At 42.8% G+C, this 17,923-nt stretch carries 15 protein-coding genes; 13 read left to right on the forward strand and 2 right to left on the reverse strand.

What is annotated here, in order from left to right; all coding sequences use genetic code 11:
• Positions 1–335: 335 nt before the first annotated feature.
• From sdhC to AAEZ02_RS07465, 9 genes are all read left to right on the forward strand, one after another.
• Positions 336–731, forward strand: coding sequence for a succinate dehydrogenase cytochrome b556 subunit (gene sdhC, locus AAEZ02_RS07425; RefSeq protein ID WP_101030815.1), 396 nt, complete (start codon positions 336–338; stop codon positions 729–731).
• On the forward strand, positions 725–1,072 hold the full coding sequence (sdhD, locus tag AAEZ02_RS07430) for a succinate dehydrogenase, hydrophobic membrane anchor protein (protein WP_101030817.1): 348 nt from the start codon (positions 725–727) through the stop codon (positions 1,070–1,072). The genes sdhC and sdhD overlap by 7 nt, the downstream gene beginning before the upstream one ends.
• Positions 1,073–2,839, forward strand: coding sequence for a succinate dehydrogenase flavoprotein subunit (gene sdhA / locus AAEZ02_RS07435; RefSeq protein ID WP_101030819.1), 1,767 nt, complete (start codon positions 1,073–1,075; stop codon positions 2,837–2,839).
• Positions 2,840–2,854: 15 nt separating this feature from the next.
• Positions 2,855–3,562 (forward strand): succinate dehydrogenase iron-sulfur subunit, encoded by a 708-nt coding sequence (locus AAEZ02_RS07440; protein ID WP_101030821.1) that lies wholly within the window; start codon positions 2,855–2,857, stop codon positions 3,560–3,562.
• A gap of 202 nt (positions 3,563–3,764) precedes the next feature.
• On the forward strand, positions 3,765–6,587 hold the full coding sequence (gene sucA / locus AAEZ02_RS07445) for a 2-oxoglutarate dehydrogenase E1 component (protein ID WP_335686238.1): 2,823 nt from the start codon (positions 3,765–3,767) through the stop codon (positions 6,585–6,587).
• Positions 6,588–6,615: 28 nt separating this feature from the next.
• The gene (gene odhB / locus AAEZ02_RS07450) at positions 6,616–7,818 is read left to right on the forward strand and encodes a 2-oxoglutarate dehydrogenase complex dihydrolipoyllysine-residue succinyltransferase (RefSeq protein WP_351122479.1); all 1,203 of its coding nucleotides are present in this window, start codon (positions 6,616–6,618) and stop codon (positions 7,816–7,818) included.
• 75 nt (positions 7,819–7,893) lie between these two features.
• A complete protein-coding gene (sucC, locus tag AAEZ02_RS07455; protein WP_101030827.1) occupies positions 7,894–9,060 on the forward strand; it encodes an ADP-forming succinate--CoA ligase subunit beta in 1,167 nt (388 codons plus the stop codon).
• Positions 9,060–9,932 (forward strand): succinate--CoA ligase subunit alpha, encoded by an 873-nt coding sequence (sucD, locus tag AAEZ02_RS07460; protein WP_101030829.1) that lies wholly within the window; start codon positions 9,060–9,062, stop codon positions 9,930–9,932. The genes sucC and sucD overlap by 1 nt, the downstream gene beginning before the upstream one ends.
• 328 nt (positions 9,933–10,260) lie before the next feature.
• Positions 10,261–11,187 (forward strand): AEC family transporter, encoded by a 927-nt coding sequence (locus AAEZ02_RS07465; protein ID WP_351122482.1) that lies wholly within the window; start codon positions 10,261–10,263, stop codon positions 11,185–11,187.
• An 81-nt stretch (positions 11,188–11,268) separates the two neighbouring features.
• On the opposite strand, the gene fur is transcribed toward AAEZ02_RS07465, so the two are convergent.
• Positions 11,269–11,700, reverse strand: a complete 432-nt coding sequence (gene fur, locus AAEZ02_RS07470; protein WP_101034645.1) for a ferric iron uptake transcriptional regulator — start codon at positions 11,698–11,700, stop codon at positions 11,269–11,271.
• Positions 11,701–12,060: 360 nt separating this feature from the next.
• Between fur and cobB the strand changes: the two genes are divergently transcribed.
• Both cobB and AAEZ02_RS07480 read left to right on the forward strand, forming a co-directional pair.
• A complete protein-coding gene (gene cobB, locus AAEZ02_RS07475) occupies positions 12,061–12,783 on the forward strand; it encodes a Sir2 family NAD+-dependent deacetylase (RefSeq protein ID WP_101030833.1) in 723 nt (240 codons plus the stop codon).
• A gap of 31 nt (positions 12,784–12,814) precedes the next feature.
• On the forward strand, positions 12,815–13,261 hold the full coding sequence (locus AAEZ02_RS07480; RefSeq protein WP_101034646.1) for an AAA family ATPase: 447 nt from the start codon (positions 12,815–12,817) through the stop codon (positions 13,259–13,261).
• A 174-nt stretch (positions 13,262–13,435) separates the two neighbouring features.
• On the opposite strand, the gene AAEZ02_RS07485 is transcribed toward AAEZ02_RS07480, so the two are convergent.
• Complete coding sequence (locus tag AAEZ02_RS07485; protein WP_351122486.1) at positions 13,436–13,615, reverse strand: hypothetical protein; 180 nt, start codon at positions 13,613–13,615, stop codon at positions 13,436–13,438.
• Positions 13,616–14,355: 740 nt separating this feature from the next.
• Here AAEZ02_RS07485 and AAEZ02_RS07490 point away from each other — a divergent pair.
• Positions 14,356–16,536, forward strand: coding sequence for a bifunctional metallophosphatase/5'-nucleotidase (locus tag AAEZ02_RS07490; RefSeq protein WP_351122489.1), 2,181 nt, complete (start codon positions 14,356–14,358; stop codon positions 16,534–16,536).
• 213 nt (positions 16,537–16,749) lie between these two features.
• Complete coding sequence (locus tag AAEZ02_RS07495) at positions 16,750–17,859, forward strand: YibE/F family protein (RefSeq protein WP_351122492.1); 1,110 nt, start codon at positions 16,750–16,752, stop codon at positions 17,857–17,859.
• Positions 17,860–17,923 lie beyond the last annotated feature (64 nt).

The following is a 17,923-nucleotide window of genomic DNA, read 5'->3' on the forward strand; positions in this document are numbered from 1 at the left end:
TCACAGATCAATTTAAATAAGCGTTTAAATTTGTTAGACCATAGTATATATGCGCTGAAAACCGCTCTGTGCTTGGATTAGATTAAAAAAACATTAAAAAAACTTATTTTGCATAATGTGATGTTTGTATTTGACAATCCCCACGAGTATACTTGCCTGCGTCCCTAAGGGCGACGGACATCACAGTTTAGGAATGATTAATTTACTAACTTAATAGTGGTTTCTCAATTGATTAGATGTTTGAGAGTAGTCTGTTTTTTGTTTAAAAAATGTTCCATCTTTTGCGAACATTAATGGTTAAGCAAAAAATAGAGACATAACAAAAATAATGCTCAATGGAGCGGAGTGAGCAGAACGTGAAAAAGCAAAGACCTGTCCATCTAGACCTGCAGACGATTCGCTTTCCTGCAACTGCGATCGCGTCAATCCTACACCGTATTTCCGGTGTCATCATGCTATTTGCTATTGGTATCCTTCTTTGGTTGTTAAATTCGACTTTAACATCAGCAGATGGTTTCGCTAGCGTACAATCCTTGTTCGATAGTTTCGTGATGAAGTTCATCATTTGGGGCATTCTAACCGCGTTGAGTTATCACTTATTAGGTGGCATTCGTCACTTGGTCATGGATACCGGCCGCTGGGAAGAATTAACTTCGGGTGTCGCATCAGCTAAGGCTACTTTTGGGTTAGCCGTAGTCTTTTCTATCATAGCGGGGATTTGGGTATGGTAACAAATGCAGCAAGTTTTGGACGCAGTGGTGTTCATGACTATATTCTATTACGCGCAAGTGCAGTGATCCTCGCTTGTTATACTATTTTTTTAGTTGGTTTTATCGCGTGTAGTGCCCCGTTAACTTTCGAAATTTGGAGTGGTTTATTTAGTTCACTTCCAATGAAAGTCTTTACCCTTATAACGCTGATTGCTTTACTTATCCATGCATGGATTGGTGTATGGCAAGTGTTGACGGATTACGTCAAACAGACTGCGTTACGTGGTGTATTACAGTTTACCTTTGTTATGATCGCATTGAGTTATTTAGCGTCAGGCATTGTAATAGTGTGGGGTGTTTAAGTGAGTATTCCAGTTCGCGAATTTGATGTGATCGTAATCGGCGCCGGTGGCGCAGGTATGCGAGCAGCATTACAGATTTCTAAAGAAGGTAAGAGCTGTGCGCTGTTATCTAAAGTATTCCCAACTCGTTCACATACCGTTTCTGCTCAAGGTGGAATCACAGTAGCATTAGGTAATGCTCATGAGGACCATTGGGAACAGCACATGTACGATACGGTTAAGGGTTCTGATTTTATCGGCGACCAAGAAGCCATTGAGTTTATGTGTCAAACGGGTCCTGAAGCGATTATCGAACTTGAGCAAATGGGTTTACCCTTCTCTCGTTTCGAAGACGGCACAATCTATCAGCGTCCTTTTGGTGGCCAATCAAGAAACTTTGGTGGCGAGCAAGCCGCTCGGACTGCAGCAGCCGCTGACCGAACGGGTCATGCACTGCTTCATTGTTTATACCAACAAAATGTTAAGCATAAAACTGACGTTTATTCTGAGTGGTATGCCTTAGATTTGGTTAAAAATAATGATGGTGTTGTGGTCGGTTGTACCGCGATTGAAATTGAAACCGGCAACATTGTTTATTTCAAAGCTAAAGCAACAATTTTAGCAACCGGTGGTGCAGGGCGTATTTATGCCTCAACCACTAATGCTCATATTAATACTGGTGACGGTGTGGGTATGGCTGCGCGTGCTGGCGTTCAATTACAAGACATGGAAATGTGGCAGTTCCACCCAACGGGTATCGCTGGCGCGGGTGTTTTGGTGACTGAAGGTTGTCGCGGTGAAGGCGGATACTTATTAAATAAAGATGGCGAACGTTTCATGGAACGTTATGCGCCAAACGCGAAAGATTTAGCCTCACGCGACGTGGTTGCACGTTCAATGATGACTGAAATTCGTGAAGGTCGTGGTTTAGACGGTCCTTTAGGCCCGCATTTGTTACTTAAGCTTGATCATTTAGGCAAAGAAACCCTTGAAGCGCGTCTTCCTGGAGTGTGTGAATTATCACGTACCTTTGCTCATATCGATCCTGCTGATGGTCCTATTCCTGTGTTACCAACGTGTCATTACATGATGGGCGGTTTACCGACTAAAGTGAGTGGTCAAGTTATTCGTCAGAATGACGATGGCACAGAGCAAGATGTATTAGGTTTATTTGCCGTAGGTGAGATTGCCTGTGTATCTGTTCACGGTGCAAACCGCTTAGGGGGTAACTCACTGCTTGATTTAGTGGTCTTCGGTCGTGCGGCAGGACAACATTTAGGCAAAGCATTAGACGACACTCCTGATCCAAAAGCGGCGACAGACGTAGAAATTGATGCATCACTTGCTCGTCTTAATCGTTGGGAAAGCAACAAAGACGGTGAAGACCCTGCGGTTATACGTAAAGATCTTCAATTGTGTATGCAGTTAAATTTCTCTGTTTTCCGCAGTGGTGAAGCCATGGCTGAAGGTTTAGAACAGCTGCAAGCAATTCAAAAGCGTCTTGAAAATGCCAAGTTATCTGACAATTCAACAGAATTTAATACTCAACGTATTGAGTGCTTAGAATTAGATAACTTAATGGCAACAGCGCTGTCAACTGCTTATGCGGCTAACTTCCGTACTGAAAGTCGTGGTGCGCATTCTCGTGAAGATTATTTAGATCGTGATGATGACAACTGGTTATGTCATAGCTTGTATGACCCAATGACTCAAGCTATGAGTAAACGTGATGTCAACATGACACCTCAATTACGTGAAGCGTTTCCACCGGTAAAACGTACCTATTAGGCAGGAGTTGCAAAGATGAAATTAACATTTGCATTGTATCGTTATAATCCTGATGTAGATAACAAGCCTTACATGAAGGATTACACCTTAGACGTGCCTGAGGGCACTGATATGATGGTGTTAGATGCGTTAATTAAACTGAAAGAACAAGACTCAACGCTTGCGTTCCGTCGTTCATGCCGTGAAGGTGTGTGTGGTTCTGACGGTGTTAACATGAATGGTAAAAATGGATTAGCGTGTATCACGCCATTATCGACCTTTAAAGGGAAGAAAATTGAAATCCGTCCTTTACCAGGCATGCCAGTAGTGCGAGATTTGGTCGTTGACCTGACTCAGTTCTACAAGCAATACGAAAAAATTAAGCCTTATCTGATCAATGATGAAAAGGCGCCGGCTCGTGAACATTTACAATCACCTGAAGAGCGTGCTCATTTAGATGGTTTATATGAATGTATTTTGTGTGCATGTTGTTCAACCTCGTGTCCATCTTTCTGGTGGAACCCGGATAAATTTATCGGCCCAGCCGGTTTATTGCATGCCTATCGTTTCTTGATTGACAGCCGCGACACTGCCACTGAGGAGCGTTTATCTGAACTAGATGATGCTTACAGTGTGTTCCGTTGCCATGGCATTATGAACTGTGTTGATGTTTGTCCTAAAGGATTAAACCCAACTAAAGCGATTGGTCATATCAAGTCAATGTTACTTAAGCGAGCTGTTTAATGCATGAAGAAGAGCAAAATAGTCTGACTTATTAGCTCTGTTAAGAGCCATCTTCAAAATTGAGGATGGCTCTTTTGTGTATTTATGCAATACCTCCTGTCGTTATCTTGCTAAGATAATTTCAGTCTACGTGTGATGTAACTTAAGTTACTCACTGTTATGTTTATGGCTAGTACGTGTATCAAGTTTGAAAGGAATAACAATGCACCAAGGCATCATGAAAGCCTGGCTCGAGTCGTCATATTTAAGTGGTTCGAACTCGACCTACGTAGAAGAGATGTATGAAACCTATCAAGAAGATCCGCAATCAGTGTCTGCTGATTGGCAGCTTGTTTTTGATAATCTCCCTCCGGTTAACGGTGCCTCAATAGAAGTACCCGAAATAGCCCATTCTAAAGTTCGTGACTATTTTCGTAGTTTAGCTCTACAAGGTCGTTTAAAAAACGCTACCAGCGTCAGCGATCCTGAGTTAGATGCGAAGCAAGTCAAAGTGCTGCAACTGATCAATGCCCATCGTTTCCGTGGCCATCAAAATGCCAATTTAGATCCATTAGGATTGTGGAAACGCGAGCAAGTACAAGAGTTAGATCCTGCTTACCACGGCTTAACCGTTGAAGACATGCAGCGTCAGTTTAATACCGGGTCATTCGCCTTGGGCGGTGAGACCATGAAGCTTGCTGATATTATTCATGCATTAAAGAGCACTTATTGTGGCTCGATTGGTGCTGAATACATGCATATCACTGATACTGATGAAAAGCGTTGGATCCAGCAACGTCTTGAACCCACATTAGGTAAAGCCCTGTACGATAACGATGTTAAAAAACGTATTCTTGAAGGGTTAAATGCGGCAGAAGGTATCGAAAAATACCTTGGGGCTAAATTCCCTGGCGCTAAGCGTTTCTCTTTAGAAGGCGGTGATGCACTGGTTCCGATGATGCGTGAAATCATTTACCGTGCGGGTGAAGCGGGTACCAAAGAAATCGTTGTCGGTATGGCTCACCGTGGTCGCCTAAACGTGCTCGTTAATGTGTTAGGTAAGCGTCCTGCTGAACTGTTTGACGAGTTTGCAGGTAAGCATGGCGACACTAACGGTTCCGGTGACGTAAAATATCACCAAGGTTTTTCATCAGATTTTGAAACACCCGGCGGCAATGTCCATTTAGCCTTAGCCTTTAACCCCTCTCATTTAGAAATTGTTAACCCAGTGGTGATTGGTTCTGTGCGCGCGCGCCAAGATCGCCGTGGCTGTAAAGACGGTTTACAGGTGATGCCCATCACCATTCATGGTGATGCAGCAATTACCGGGCAAGGGATTGTTCAAGAGACATTTAATATGTCTCAAACACGTGGTTTCAGAGTCGGTGGCTGCATTCGTATTGTCATCAATAACCAAGTTGGTTTTACGACATCTAACCACGCTGATACACGTTCAACCGAATACTGTACTGACATCGCTAAGATGGTTCAGGCGCCAATTTTTCACGTCAACTCTGATGATCCTGAAGCCGTTGCGTTTATTTCTCAACTTGCAGTGGATTATCGTAATGAGTTTAAACGTGATGTGGTTATTGATTTAGTGTGTTATCGCCGTCATGGCCATAACGAAGCGGATGAGCCTAGTGCTACACAGCCGCTCATGTACGCTAAAATCAAAAAGCACCCAACGCCACGTAAAATCTATGCAGATAAGTTAATCGCTGAAAACAGTATTCCAGCCGATGAAGTGACGGGGTTAATTAATCATTACCGTGATGCATTAGATGCTGGTGATTGTGTAGTGAAAGAATGGCGTCCAATGACGTTGAACACAGTTGACTGGACGCCTTATCTTAATCGTGAATGGGATGAAGATTACGCGGCTGCTATGTCGATGGAACGTCTACAAAACTTAGCTAATAAGTTAGTCGATATTCCTGAAAACCATACCCTTCAATCTCGTGTTGCCAAAATTTACGCCGATCGTACCGCGATGGCCAAAGGTGATAAATTACTCGATTGGGGGTTTGCTGAAACCTTAGCGTATGCCTCGATTCTTGAAGATAACAAGCGTGTGCGCATTACCGGTCAAGACACTGGTCGCGGCACATTCTTCCATCGTCATGCTATTTTACATAGCCAGAAAGACGGCACCACCTATTTACCTTTGCGTAATGTGGCTGATGAACAAGCGCCAATCGACATTATTGACTCGGTATTATCTGAAGCATCAGTGGTGGCATTTGAATACGGCTACGCGACTACTGAACCGGGTGGATTAAACATCTGGGAAGCGCAGTTTGGCGATTTCGTCAACTGTGCCCAAGTGGTGATAGATCAATTCTTATCATCTGGAGAGCAAAAGTGGGGCCGTTTATGCGGTCTGACGTTGCTGTTACCTCATGGATATGAAGGTCAAGGTCCAGAGCACTCGAGTGCCCGTTTAGAGCGTTTCTTGCAATTATGTGCTAACCACAACATGCAAGTGTGTGTGCCATCAACACCGGCTCAGGTTTATCACATGTTGCGTCGTCAGGTTGTGCGCCCAATGCGTCGTCCGTTAGTGGTTATGTCGCCTAAATCTTTACTGCGTCATCCATTAGCTGTCTCTAGCTTAGAAGAGCTTGCACAAGGCACTTTCCAAAATATCATTGGTGAGATTGATACCTTAGACGCCAGCCAAGTGGACCGCGTTGTATTTTGCAGCGGCAAAGTCTATTTCGAGTTACTTGAAAAACGTCGCAAAGAGAATGTGAACAATGTTGCCCTCATTCGTGTTGAGCAGTTGTATCCGTTTCCTGATGTGGAATTACGTGCGGCATTAGCTACATACCAACATGTTACTGATTTTGTTTGGTGTCAGGAAGAGCCACAAAACCAAGGTGCATGGTACTGTAGTCAGCATCATTTCTGGGCTAATATTCCTGCAGGCGCTCAATTAACTTATGCCGGTCGTGAAGCTTCTGCTGCGCCAGCATGTGGTTATCCAGGGTTGCACATACATCAGCAAGAATCATTAGTAAATAGCGCATTAAAACTGTCGTAATAGATAATTTATATAAGGGAAGTTTTCCATGAGTATCGAAATTAAGGTACCCGTATTACCAGAATCTGTTGCTGATGCAACTATTGCTACTTGGCATGTTAAACCTGGTGAGCAGGTGACTCGCGATCAAAACTTAGTCGATATCGAGACTGACAAAGTTGTGTTAGAAGTGGTTGCGCCAGAAGATGGTTCAATCTCTGAATTGTTATTTCAAGAAGGTGACACTGTTTTAGGTGAACAAGTGATTGCTAACTTTGTCGCTGGTGTGGTGTCAGGTCAAGAAGTGACTAAAGCTGAAGCATCAGCGCCTGTTGCCGCCGCAACTACCGCAACTGCTGCTGATGAGTCTAATGATGCATTAAGCCCATCGGTTCGTCGTGTTATTGCTGAGCATAATCTTGATGCCAGTAAAATTAAAGGTTCTGGTGTGGGTGGACGTGTGACTAAGGACGATGTTGATGCATTCCTTAAGTCAGCACCGGCTAAAGCTGCGCCTGTTGCCCCGGTAGCACCGGTAGCACCACTAGAAGGTCGTAGTGAGAAGCGTGTTCCTATGTCACGTCTTCGCAAAACCATCGCGAAACGTCTTTTAGAAGCGAAAAATTCAACGGCAATGTTAACCACGTTTAACGAAGTTAACATGAAGCCAATCATGGATATTCGTAAACAGTACCAAGAAATCTTCGAAAAGCGCCATGGTATTCGTTTAGGCTTTATGTCTTTCTATATCAAAGCCGTAACTGAAGCATTAAAACGTTTCCCTGAAGTTAACGCGTCTATGGACGGTGATGACATTGTGTATCACAACTATTTTGATATCAGCATTGCAGTATCGACACCTCGTGGTCTGGTGACACCAGTATTACGTGATACCGATACCATGAACCTAGCTGAAATTGAGAAAGCGGTACGTGAGTTAGCGATTAAAGGCCGTGACGGTAAGTTGTCTGTTGCCGACATGACGGGCGGTAACTTCACTGTGACTAACGGTGGCGTTTTTGGTTCATTAATGTCGACGCCTATTTTGAACCTGCCACAAAGCGCAATCTTGGGCATGCATGCCATTAAAGATCGCCCAATGGCAGTCAATGGTCAGGTTGAAATCCTGCCTATGATGTACCTAGCACTCTCTTACGATCATCGTATTGTTGATGGCCGTGAGTCAGTTGGCTTCTTAGTCGCGATTAAAGACTTCTTAGAAGATCCAACTCGTCTGCTACTTGATCTATAAGTCAGTAGATAAAACCTCGTCGCTGGCTCATATTGAGCCAGTTGGATTTGATTTGAAGTATATGGATAGATCATCATGAATTTGCATGAGTATCAGGCAAAATCTTTATTTGCCGAATATGGTTTACCAGTCTCTGAAGGCTTTGCTTGTGATACTGCTCAAGAAGCAGTAGAAGCAGCAGGCCACATTGGCGGAAATTTATGGGTTGTTAAGTGTCAAGTACACGCTGGCGGCCGTGGTAAAGCAGGTGGCGTTAAAGTTACCAGCAGTAAAGACGAAATCAGAGCATTCGCAGAAAACTGGTTAGGCAAGAACTTAGTTACTTACCAGACTGACGCTAAAGGTCAGCCAGTGGCTAAAATTCTCGTTGAAAGCTGCACTGACATTGCCAATGAATTGTACTTAGGTGCAGTTGTTGACCGAAGCAGCCGTCGCGTTGTGTTTATGGCGTCGACTGAAGGTGGTGTTGAAATTGAAAAAGTGGCTGAAGAAACGCCAGAACTTATTCATAAAGCTATCATTGATCCGCTAACCGGTCCTCAAGCTTATCAAGCTCGTGATCTTGGTTTCAAGTTAGGGTTAAACCCAACGCAAATGAAGCAGTTTACTAAGATCTTCATGGGTCTAGCAAACATGTTTAACGACTATGATTTCGCGTTATTAGAAATCAATCCACTGGTGATCACCTCTGAAGGTAACCTTCATTGTTTAGATGGCAAGATTGGTATCGACGGTAATGCATTATTCCGTCAACCAAAAGTCAAAGCAATGCACGATCCATCACAAGATGATGCACGTGAAGCGCACGCGGCTAAATTTGAATTAAACTATGTTGCTTTAGACGGTAACGTAGGTTGTATGGTTAACGGTGCCGGCCTAGCGATGGGTACAATGGACATCGTAAACTTACATGGCGGCAAGCCAGCTAACTTCTTAGACGTTGGCGGTGGAGCAACCAAAGAACGTGTTGCTGAAGCCTTTAAGATCATTCTTTCTGACAGCAATGTTAAAGCGGTATTAGTTAACATTTTCGGTGGTATCGTGCGTTGCGATATGATCGCTGAAGGTATTATCGGTGCGGTCAAAGAAGTTGGCGTTAAAGTGCCAGTGGTTGTTCGTCTTGAAGGTACTAACGCCCAATTAGGTCGTGAAGTATTAGCTAAGTCTGGTCTTGATATCATCGCGGCAACAAGTCTAACTGACGCGGCTGAGCAAGTTGTTAAAGCTGCGGAGGGCAAATAATGTCTGTTTTAATTAACAAAGATACCAAGGTGATCTGTCAAGGTTTCACTGGTGGTCAGGGTACTTTCCACTCTGAGCAAGCAATTGACTATGGCACACAAATGGTTGGCGGTGTTTCTCCTGGGAAAGGTGGTCAAACTCACCTAGGTCTTCCAGTATTTAACACTGTTAAAGATGCAGTCGCTCAAACAGGTGCAACTGCAACGGTTATCTATGTGCCGGCACCATTTTGTAAAGACGCTATCCTTGAAGCCATCGATGCTGGTATTGAGCTAATCGTTTGTATCACTGAAGGCATCCCTACACTTGATATGCTGCAAGTGAAAGTGAAGCTAGAAGAAACTGGCGTTCGCATGATCGGTCCTAACTGCCCAGGTGTTATCACTCCGGGTGAATGTAAGATTGGTATCATGCCTGGTCACATTCACAAGCCTGGTAAAGTTGGTATTGTTTCTCGCTCTGGTACATTAACGTACGAAGCGGTTAAGCAGACAACTGATGAAGGTTTCGGCCAATCTACTTGTGTCGGTATTGGTGGAGACCCTATTCCTGGTACTAACTTCATCGACGTATTGGAAATGTTCCAAAACGATCCACAGACAGAAGCGATTGTGATGATCGGTGAAATCGGTGGCACGGCTGAAGAAGAAGCGGCTGAATACATCAAAGCACACGTCACTAAGCCTGTTGTGTCTTACATTGCTGGTGTCACTGCACCAGAAGGTAAGCGTATGGGGCATGCTGGCGCAATAATCGCTGGCGGTAAAGGTACTGCTGCTGATAAGTTTGCGGCTTTAGAGGCTGCTGGTGTAACGACGGTTCGCTCTTTAGCTGACATCGGTAAAGCACTACGAACTAAAACAGGCTGGTAATATTTTATCTTCCTGAAAAAAGGCGCTTAGGCGCCTTTTTTGTTGCTTTTTTAACCTTGAATGATCGGTTATCTTGTTAACTCTATCTGGTTGTTAGTTAAATTTATAAGTATGCTTAATCTTAATTCGGGTTAAGAGATGGGATGAATGGCTAAAAGGCAGAATACCTCCACATATTCCAACTCAAACTTGCCATTTGTTTGCTAACAAGATGAATTTACCTGTTAATGGCTGCGTCAATAGCGAGTCTATTGCAACTCAATACAAGGAAGTTAGCTGCACAAAGAACTGTTTGATAACCGTTTATTATCCCGGGCTGAGGTTATTTATGACCATTGTTAGTATTGTTTTTCCATTGATTTCTATGGTGGCTCTAGGTTATGTGTTAACGCGTGCGGGTTTTTTTAATAGAGAACACATTGCGGGGATTAGCAAATTCACTTTTTATGTCAGTATTCCGGCGTTTTTATTCATCAATATGCTGGCAGCACCGTTAGCACAAAGTATTGATCCATTTGCGTTGTTGGCTTTTTATTTACCCGTACTGTTGGTGTTTGCCATAGGCTATCGCATTAATCGCCACTTTAGCCCTGTAGCACTGCAAGGACGTGACGCCAGTGCGGTATTTGCATTAGGCGCCAGTTATTCCAATACTGTGTTGGTCGGCTTGCCGATTATTACCGCAGCATTAGGTGAAGCTATGATAGGGCAGGTATTTATGATCATTACTTTTCATAGCGCCACCTTGTTCGCGCTGACTTTTATCTTAGCTGCACGAGCACAATGCCAAGGGTTTTCATGGCGACGATTCGCTCGTTCCATGGCACTGAATCCGGTGGTGATGAGTATTGGGCTAGGCATTCTAGCGAATGCCTTAAATCTTAACTTGGGGGAGCAGCTTAATGATGGCTTGGCATTATTAGCCAAACCTGCATTAGCATGTGCATTATTTGTTTTAGGCGCTAATTTAAGTTTCTATCGAATAGGTGAGCATTGGCGTTTAGCATTAATGGCAAGCAGCTTGAAAATTATTTTATTGCCAGCGTTAGTGTATATGATGGCGCATTTTGTGTTTCAGCTAGCGGTTCAGAACACTGCGATGTTGGTGTTATTGAGTGCTTCGCCGCTTGGCGTGAACGCTTATCTGATAGCTACAGAACTTAAGCAGCATGAATCAACCTTAGGTAGCACGGTGGTATTATCGACCTTGTTATCAGTGCTTAGTTTTAGTTTATGGCTAGCATTGTTGCTTTAACTTAATTTTGGAAGCTTATGATAAATGTTAACCAATAAAAAACCAGCAAATTTGCTGGTTTCTTTGCTGCCTATATATTGACTATTCGTCAGCGTGATCACATGTATCATTGGTGCAATGACCATAAAGATACAAGCTATGGTGAGTCAGCTTGATATTATGACGCATGGCGATTTCGTCTTGACGACGTTCAATTACGTCGTCAGAAAACTCAATCACTTTATCACATGTTAAACATACCAAATGGTCATGGTGTTGTTGAGTTGACATTTCAAACACCGCTTTACCACTTTCAAAATGATGACGATTTAGAATGCCTGCATCATCGAACTGGTTTAATACTCTGTATACAGTAGCAAGGCCAATTTCCTCACCTATTTCGAGTAACTTTTTATATAAGTCTTCTGCACTGATGTGCTGATTTTCTGGTTCTTGCATCAGTTCTAGAATTTTAACTCGCGGCAGAGTTATTTTTAATCCGGCTTTTTTGAGCGCTTGATTTCCATCTGTCATTGCTAATCTCTTGATTGCAGAACCAATCGGTTCATCGGTGGATAATCTAATCATTATATGTCTTGAGTTTAAAAACATAAACCTCTTAAGGTGCTTTATCAACCTATATAGAGATTATTTAGTAAAACACCCACTTAAGTTGATATTATTTGTTAAGGATCTCTCAATAAGCTTACTTATACTAAGGGATTATTGTGTCTATTTTGCTATCCGCTATTATTATGGCATCAACAAAATGAATTTTATGTGAATTTTTAGACCGTCGAATGACAACATTTTGTAACGTGAGAGCGTATTTTTGATATGGTTATTAAACGTTAATGACATTCTATGTTACACCATCACAATAAAGGACAAACAATGTACCGGCAAATTGTCGTGCTGACCGGCGCAGGTATTTCAGCTGAGTCGGGTATGAGCACATTTAGAGATCAACATGGCTTGTGGGAACAGCATCATATTGAAGATGTTGCCACCCCAGAAGGCTATGCCAGAGATATAGAGTTAGTCGAGCGGTTTTATAATACCCGTAGGCAGCAATTAAACAGTGGCGAGGTTGCGCCTAATGCGGCACATTTGGCATTAGTAAAACTTGAAGCAGAATTTACGGGTGAGCTGTTGGTGATCACCCAAAATGTTGATGATTTACATGAGCGAGCTGGGTCCAAACGATTACTGCATATGCACGGTGAATTAGCAAAAGGCCGTTGTCCACAATCATTACAAACATTTGTATTACGTGAGCCTTTTGGTGTGGATAACTGTTGCACTTGTTGTATTCCTGCTAAACGTTTACGGCCACATATTGTGTGGTTTGGGGAAATGCCTTTTGGTATGGATAGAATTCACGATGCGTTAGACCACTGTGATTTATTTATTGCTATTGGCACCTCTGGTACGGTTTATCCGGCGGCAGGCTTTGTCGACAGTGCCAACCATCAAGGTGCTCAAACCGCGGAAGTTAATCTAGATCCAGCAGATCGTCATAGCCAGTTTCAATATCACTTTACCGGTAAAGCGGGTGAGATTTTACCTCAGCTAGTTGAAGATATTTTAGCGGGTAAAGTGATTGGCAGTGAGTGACGTGTTGATTGATTCGATTGCTGGAGATGCCATCCAAACCAAGTTAGTGATTATTATGCGGGGCCTACCAGGCAGTGGTAAGTCATATTGGGTTGAACAATTTATTGTTTCTCAAGGCGTTGAACAGGCGATTCATATCCGTCAGTATGGCCTGTTCTCAACAGATAGCTATTTTTATCAGCAAGGGAAATATCGCTTTATTCCGCAAAAATTAGCGCAATATCATCAGGCTAATTTAACGGCATTTATTCAGGCGCTAGCGCGTAATGAGCCTATGGTTATTTGTGATAATACCAATATCGCGAAGTGGGAGTTTATGGCTTACGAGGCGGCTGCGAAAGCGTTAGGGTATAAGGTTAGCCTAGTGCTGGTGGGACATCCAAATGACGATAAGCATCAACAACTTTGTGCGCAACGAAACCAACATCAAGTGTCATTAGTGCATATTAAAAAAATGGCCAAATTGTTTGAACAATAGTTGTTTGAACGAGAGTTGTTGGGGCTAGGTTGTGAGGCCACAAAAATAAAAAGGCGGATAACGCGCTTTTTTATAGGTTTAAACAGACCGTTTTGCTACCGAGGCAGTGGTTAAATCAATCCTATAGATTGCAAAGCTGGCTAAAACGTCAGCCGTTTTCGGTCACTTCGCCATTTAGCCTTGTTGATTATTACTAATAAACTTGTCGGCAACATCGCTGTCTTGAGTTTCAAAACGAATGTCTAATGTAATAGTTGCATTGTCGATAGTGTTAAAACCCCCGTTATAATTAGCTGATGGGTCAACCATAGCATCATATCCGCCAATCGCATTTGGTTGTGATTGCTTAGTCATATCATGTGATCATGCATCATGGTTGGTATCTGGTAGTTCAAGCACTATGTGGTCAGAACGGGTACCAGAAAATCCGCCCTAAACGCACAGTATTATTTGATGCCACGACAAATGATATTGTCGCTAAGTCACGTTCTTGTAAGACAGATCACCTTCCTCTTTTTGTACCTATTGGCTTGTATCGCCTTCAACATAACGTCCTCCGGCCTTGAACTGCGCTCGTGTTATTTGAGCATTAGAGAGAACTTGATCTCTTGGGTCATCGTGTACCAAGGTTAAAAACCATTACATGCTTGCCACAACAACGCCAATAGGTTGGGTTAAGGACTCGATAGTGCTCTTGTGTTCGATTTCAACCGCGACACGTAAGTTATCTTCAGCTTCAACGAAGGCTTATTTATTCGCATTGTCGCAGGTAGGATGTGCTTTAGTGCTTGATTTTTCATGAATCATGGTCAATTTTTCTTCAATTTGGCGTTTGACTAAGTCAATGCCTAATTCAAAATATTTACTGCTTTGTTTTTATCCGATATTCCAAAATGGATTGCAGAATTGTGATCCAGCCACTCCCATTAATTAGAGTGTTTGCACTATATCACGTTATTTAAACGTGACGTTCTTATACTCGAACACTAGTCAGCTATGGCGAACAATACGTCAAACGGATAATTACAATAGGCTGACAAAGGGCAGAAGGGATTGTCTTCTGGGGTTAAATGACAAATTTAAGAGTAATGTATATGTTAAATAAGAAAGTATTAGCGGTAGTGATTTCTGCTGCACTTGGACTAACCGCTTGTAATGGTGATGACGAGATTGTTTACGTAGATAAACCGATAGATAGTGCTATTTCGTCTACGGTTGCTGAAGGTAAGACGTTATCAAATACACCCGATATCATCGTAAAAAGTGCAATTCAAGATGTTAGTGAAGTGACGATTACCATCGCTGCGACATCCGATTTACACGGGCGTCTCTTTGGTTATGACTATGCTATCGATGGTGAAGACAAAGATGCAGGCCTAACACGTATAGCCACTCTACTTAAAGAAGAAAAAGCCAAAACCAGCAACATGATCTTGATTGATATCGGTGATACCGTTCAAGGTAACTCTGCACAGCTATTCAATGATCATCCAACCCATCCGGTTGTTTCAACACTTAACGCCTTAGATTATGATTTATGGGTTCCTGGCAACCACGAATTCAACTTTGAAAGAGAGTTTATTGATCGTAACCTTGCTCACTTCAACGGTGCCGTGGTATCAAGCAACATCAAGTGGGAAGAGAGCAGCACTAATTACATCCGCTCTTTTCAAGTATTTGAAGTCGACGGCGCTAAAGTGGCTATTGTAGGTCTAACACCTTCAAATATACCCAATTGGGAAGCTTCTGCTCCGGATCACTTCAAAGGTCTTAAGTTTGATGAAGAATTAGCATCAACCCAAGCGGCTGTTGATACATTGATAGCAAAGCACCACCCTGATGTTATTGTTGGTGCTTTCCACCTAGGCAGAACTTCTGGTGGCGGCACTGGCGTTTACAAAATTGCCGCTGCAATGGCAGATCAATTTGATGTTATTATCGCAGGCCACGAGCACGCAACCTATATTGAAAGTATCACTAAAAGTGAGGTTGGGGCCGATATTGTTACTCAAGATATTTCTGCAGAAGGAAAACACTCCGCTGAAGATAAAACCCTTGCGGGTGTTTATGATGAATCTAATCGCACAAACAGCGTTAAGATTATCGAACCCGGTAAATGGGGCTCTGCGTTAGCCAAAGCTGATATCAAACTTAAAAAGAACGCTGCTGGCAAGTGGGAGATGGTGGATACCACACTCGCGAATATTTCTACATATAATATTGAGCAAGATACCGATATAAGTGCGCAGTATCAATATGTCGATGATATGGCTAAAACTGACGCGCAGGAAGTGATTGGTAAAGTCGTCGGTGTGTTTACCCCTGGTGGCGGCGCTGATGAAGCGGTTCATGAAGATATCAATAACGAGGTAGGCAGACTCTATACCACTATCCATACAGCCAAAGTACAAGATACCCCGCTAATGGATTTCATCAACGCGATTCAGTTACAACAATCAGGCGCTGATATTTCGGCAGCATCGCTATTCTCTGATGGTTCAAACCTTATTGACGATCAAGATTACGCTAAGAAAGATTCTACCCGTTTGTACAAGTACGATAACACCTTAATAGGTGTCAATATTACTGGTGAAAATCTAAAACGCTATATGGAATGGTCATACAGCTATTTCAACCCATACAAGGATGGTGACATTACGGTCTCATTCCGTAAGGGCGCGAAGTCATATAACTATGATCAGTTCGATGGCAAGATTAACTTCGTGGTCGATCTCACTGGTGATGTACTCACCATGGACGAGAATTATAAGGTCACCAATGAAGGTAGCCGCATTGATATTTCTGAAATCAATGGTGAGCCATTTGATTCTAATGCAACTTATAAATTAGCACTTAACAGTTACCGTTACGGTTCTCAAGTGAAGAAATATGGTTGGGTGTCTGACACTGGAGAAGATAAATTCTACGACTCTGTCAACGAAACTACTTACGCCATTCGTGACATGCTAACTGGATTCGTTCTAACCAATAAGGCGGTTAATGCTGGAGATTACATCAACAACAACTGGGAGTTTAAGCAGTACCAAGCCAATGGTGCCATTACACTCGCTCGTACTGATAAAGGCGCTGGTCAAGCACTTTGGACTCAGCTTGTGAATAAGGAGATCTGTGTCAAGATTGATCCAGAAAACCCTAAATACCCAGGGATCCTTCATTCAGTAAACTTCAACGATGCTTCTAGCTACTTTGCTAATCCTAACAAGGATAATGCAGATCAAGATAAAGTATATGAAGGTTGCGTAGAAGCTCCATAATCTAAAAATGCGATTTATAAAGGCCCGGCAACGGGTCTTTATCCGCTCTAGCTCCAAATAACACTCGTTTCAGAAGTTGCAGAAATATATTAACGTTTAGCAATAAGCTTTAAAGAACGCCCTTGTTAACAAAGCCTATTGCTAAATTTGAATGTAATTGAATTGATATTAACCATACTCACTTTATTGAGGCTTTTTAATGAAAGACTGCCTATGTTAAAAGACTACCGCTTTGCCATCCTAATCACCTTCATCTCAACTATGATATTTTATTTTTCCCCCAGCTTGAGTGAAAACTTTAAAGCAAAATCATCATTGCAACAGAGTTTTGTTGAAGCCAGAGTGACCGATGTTGTGAGCAACGAACTGGCACCCGATCTCAGGGTGCCTTCGATATTAACGGGTAAACAAGTCTTTAATGCGGAAATATTAGAAGGTCCAGAAACCGGTAAGATAGTCGAAATTCAAAATCCTCTTAGCCGCCAACACAACGTGCTGGTTGAGCAAGGTGATGTCTTTATCATGATGATCCGTATTACCGGACGAGAGAAAGTCTATTGGGCTTACAACCACAAGCGCTCAACGGCCATCTATTGGATGGGATTTTCCTTTGTACTGCTACTACTCTCCTTTGGTAAGAAAGAGGGATTTCACTCAATCGTGTCACTTTACTTTACCGCGGCGCTTATTATAGGGGTGCTTATACCCAGCATCTTCGCAGGATTTAATCCGGTGCCTATCACCATTATTTTGATGGGTATCAAAATCGTGGTTAATTTTATCTTAGTTTCAGGTTATAACCGCAAGAGTTTTTGCGCTATGGGTGGCACCTTGTTGGGGGTTATTGCAGCAGGCATCATGGCGCAAGTCTTCGGGGAATTTGCCCACCTGTCGGGTATATACCTAGATAAAGGTGAGGATGTTATCTATATATCCAATCAAGTACTGCAGGTGCGCTGGTTAATGTTCGTCGCCATTATGATATCGGCATTAGGTGCGGTTATGGACGTAGCCATCTCCATTGCCTCTGCTTACAACGAGCTTAGGATTACCGACCCAAAACTCTCACCAACTCAGTTGATGCGGGCCAGTATGAATATTGGTAGAGATATCATGGGCACCATGACGAATACGTTAATCTTGGCTTTTGCAGGCAGCTCTCTCACCACGATTATGATGGTTTGGGGTTTAGACATGCCTCTGACTCAGTTTATCAATACCCCGGTTATCGCATTGGCAATTATCCATGCACTCGCGGGCAGCGTCGGTATTGTACTGACCATTCCACTTACCGCATGGTTAGCTAGGTATATACTCAAGTGAATTCAAACTGCAGGTTTTAATTTCTGAAAGTTATCATTAATTGTATCACCGAGTGTATCGGCAA

Origin of the sequence: Shewanella sp. T24-MNA-CIBAN-0130, from assembly GCF_040310185.1 — a bacterium.
GTDB classification, from domain to species: Bacteria; Pseudomonadota; Gammaproteobacteria; order Enterobacterales; family Shewanellaceae; genus Shewanella; species Shewanella psychromarinicola.

Excerpts from the sequence above, each read along its gene's own strand:
- sdhC (WP_101030815.1), top strand. The coding sequence starts at position 336 with ATGGAGCGGAGTGAGCAGAACGTGAAAAAGCAAAGACCTGTCCATCTA.
- sdhD (WP_101030817.1), top strand. The coding sequence starts at position 725 with ATGGTAACAAATGCAGCAAGTTTTGGACGCAGTGGTGTTCATGACTAT.
- AAEZ02_RS07440 (WP_101030821.1), top strand. The coding sequence starts at position 2,855 with ATGAAATTAACATTTGCATTGTATCGTTATAATCCTGATGTAGATAAC.
- sucA (WP_335686238.1), top strand. The coding sequence starts at position 3,765 with ATGCACCAAGGCATCATGAAAGCCTGGCTCGAGTCGTCATATTTAAGT.
- odhB (WP_351122479.1), top strand. The coding sequence starts at position 6,616 with ATGAGTATCGAAATTAAGGTACCCGTATTACCAGAATCTGTTGCTGAT.
- sucC (WP_101030827.1), top strand. The coding sequence starts at position 7,894 with ATGAATTTGCATGAGTATCAGGCAAAATCTTTATTTGCCGAATATGGT.
- sucD (WP_101030829.1), top strand. The coding sequence starts at position 9,060 with ATGTCTGTTTTAATTAACAAAGATACCAAGGTGATCTGTCAAGGTTTC.
- AAEZ02_RS07465 (WP_351122482.1), top strand. The coding sequence starts at position 10,261 with ATGACCATTGTTAGTATTGTTTTTCCATTGATTTCTATGGTGGCTCTA.
- fur (WP_101034645.1), bottom strand. The coding sequence starts at position 11,700 with ATGACAGATGGAAATCAAGCGCTCAAAAAAGCCGGATTAAAAATAACT.
- cobB (WP_101030833.1), top strand. The coding sequence starts at position 12,061 with ATGTACCGGCAAATTGTCGTGCTGACCGGCGCAGGTATTTCAGCTGAG.
- AAEZ02_RS07485 (WP_351122486.1), bottom strand. The coding sequence starts at position 13,615 with ATGACTAAGCAATCACAACCAAATGCGATTGGCGGATATGATGCTATG.
- AAEZ02_RS07490 (WP_351122489.1), top strand. The coding sequence starts at position 14,356 with ATGTTAAATAAGAAAGTATTAGCGGTAGTGATTTCTGCTGCACTTGGA.
- AAEZ02_RS07495 (WP_351122492.1), top strand. The coding sequence starts at position 16,750 with ATGTTAAAAGACTACCGCTTTGCCATCCTAATCACCTTCATCTCAACT.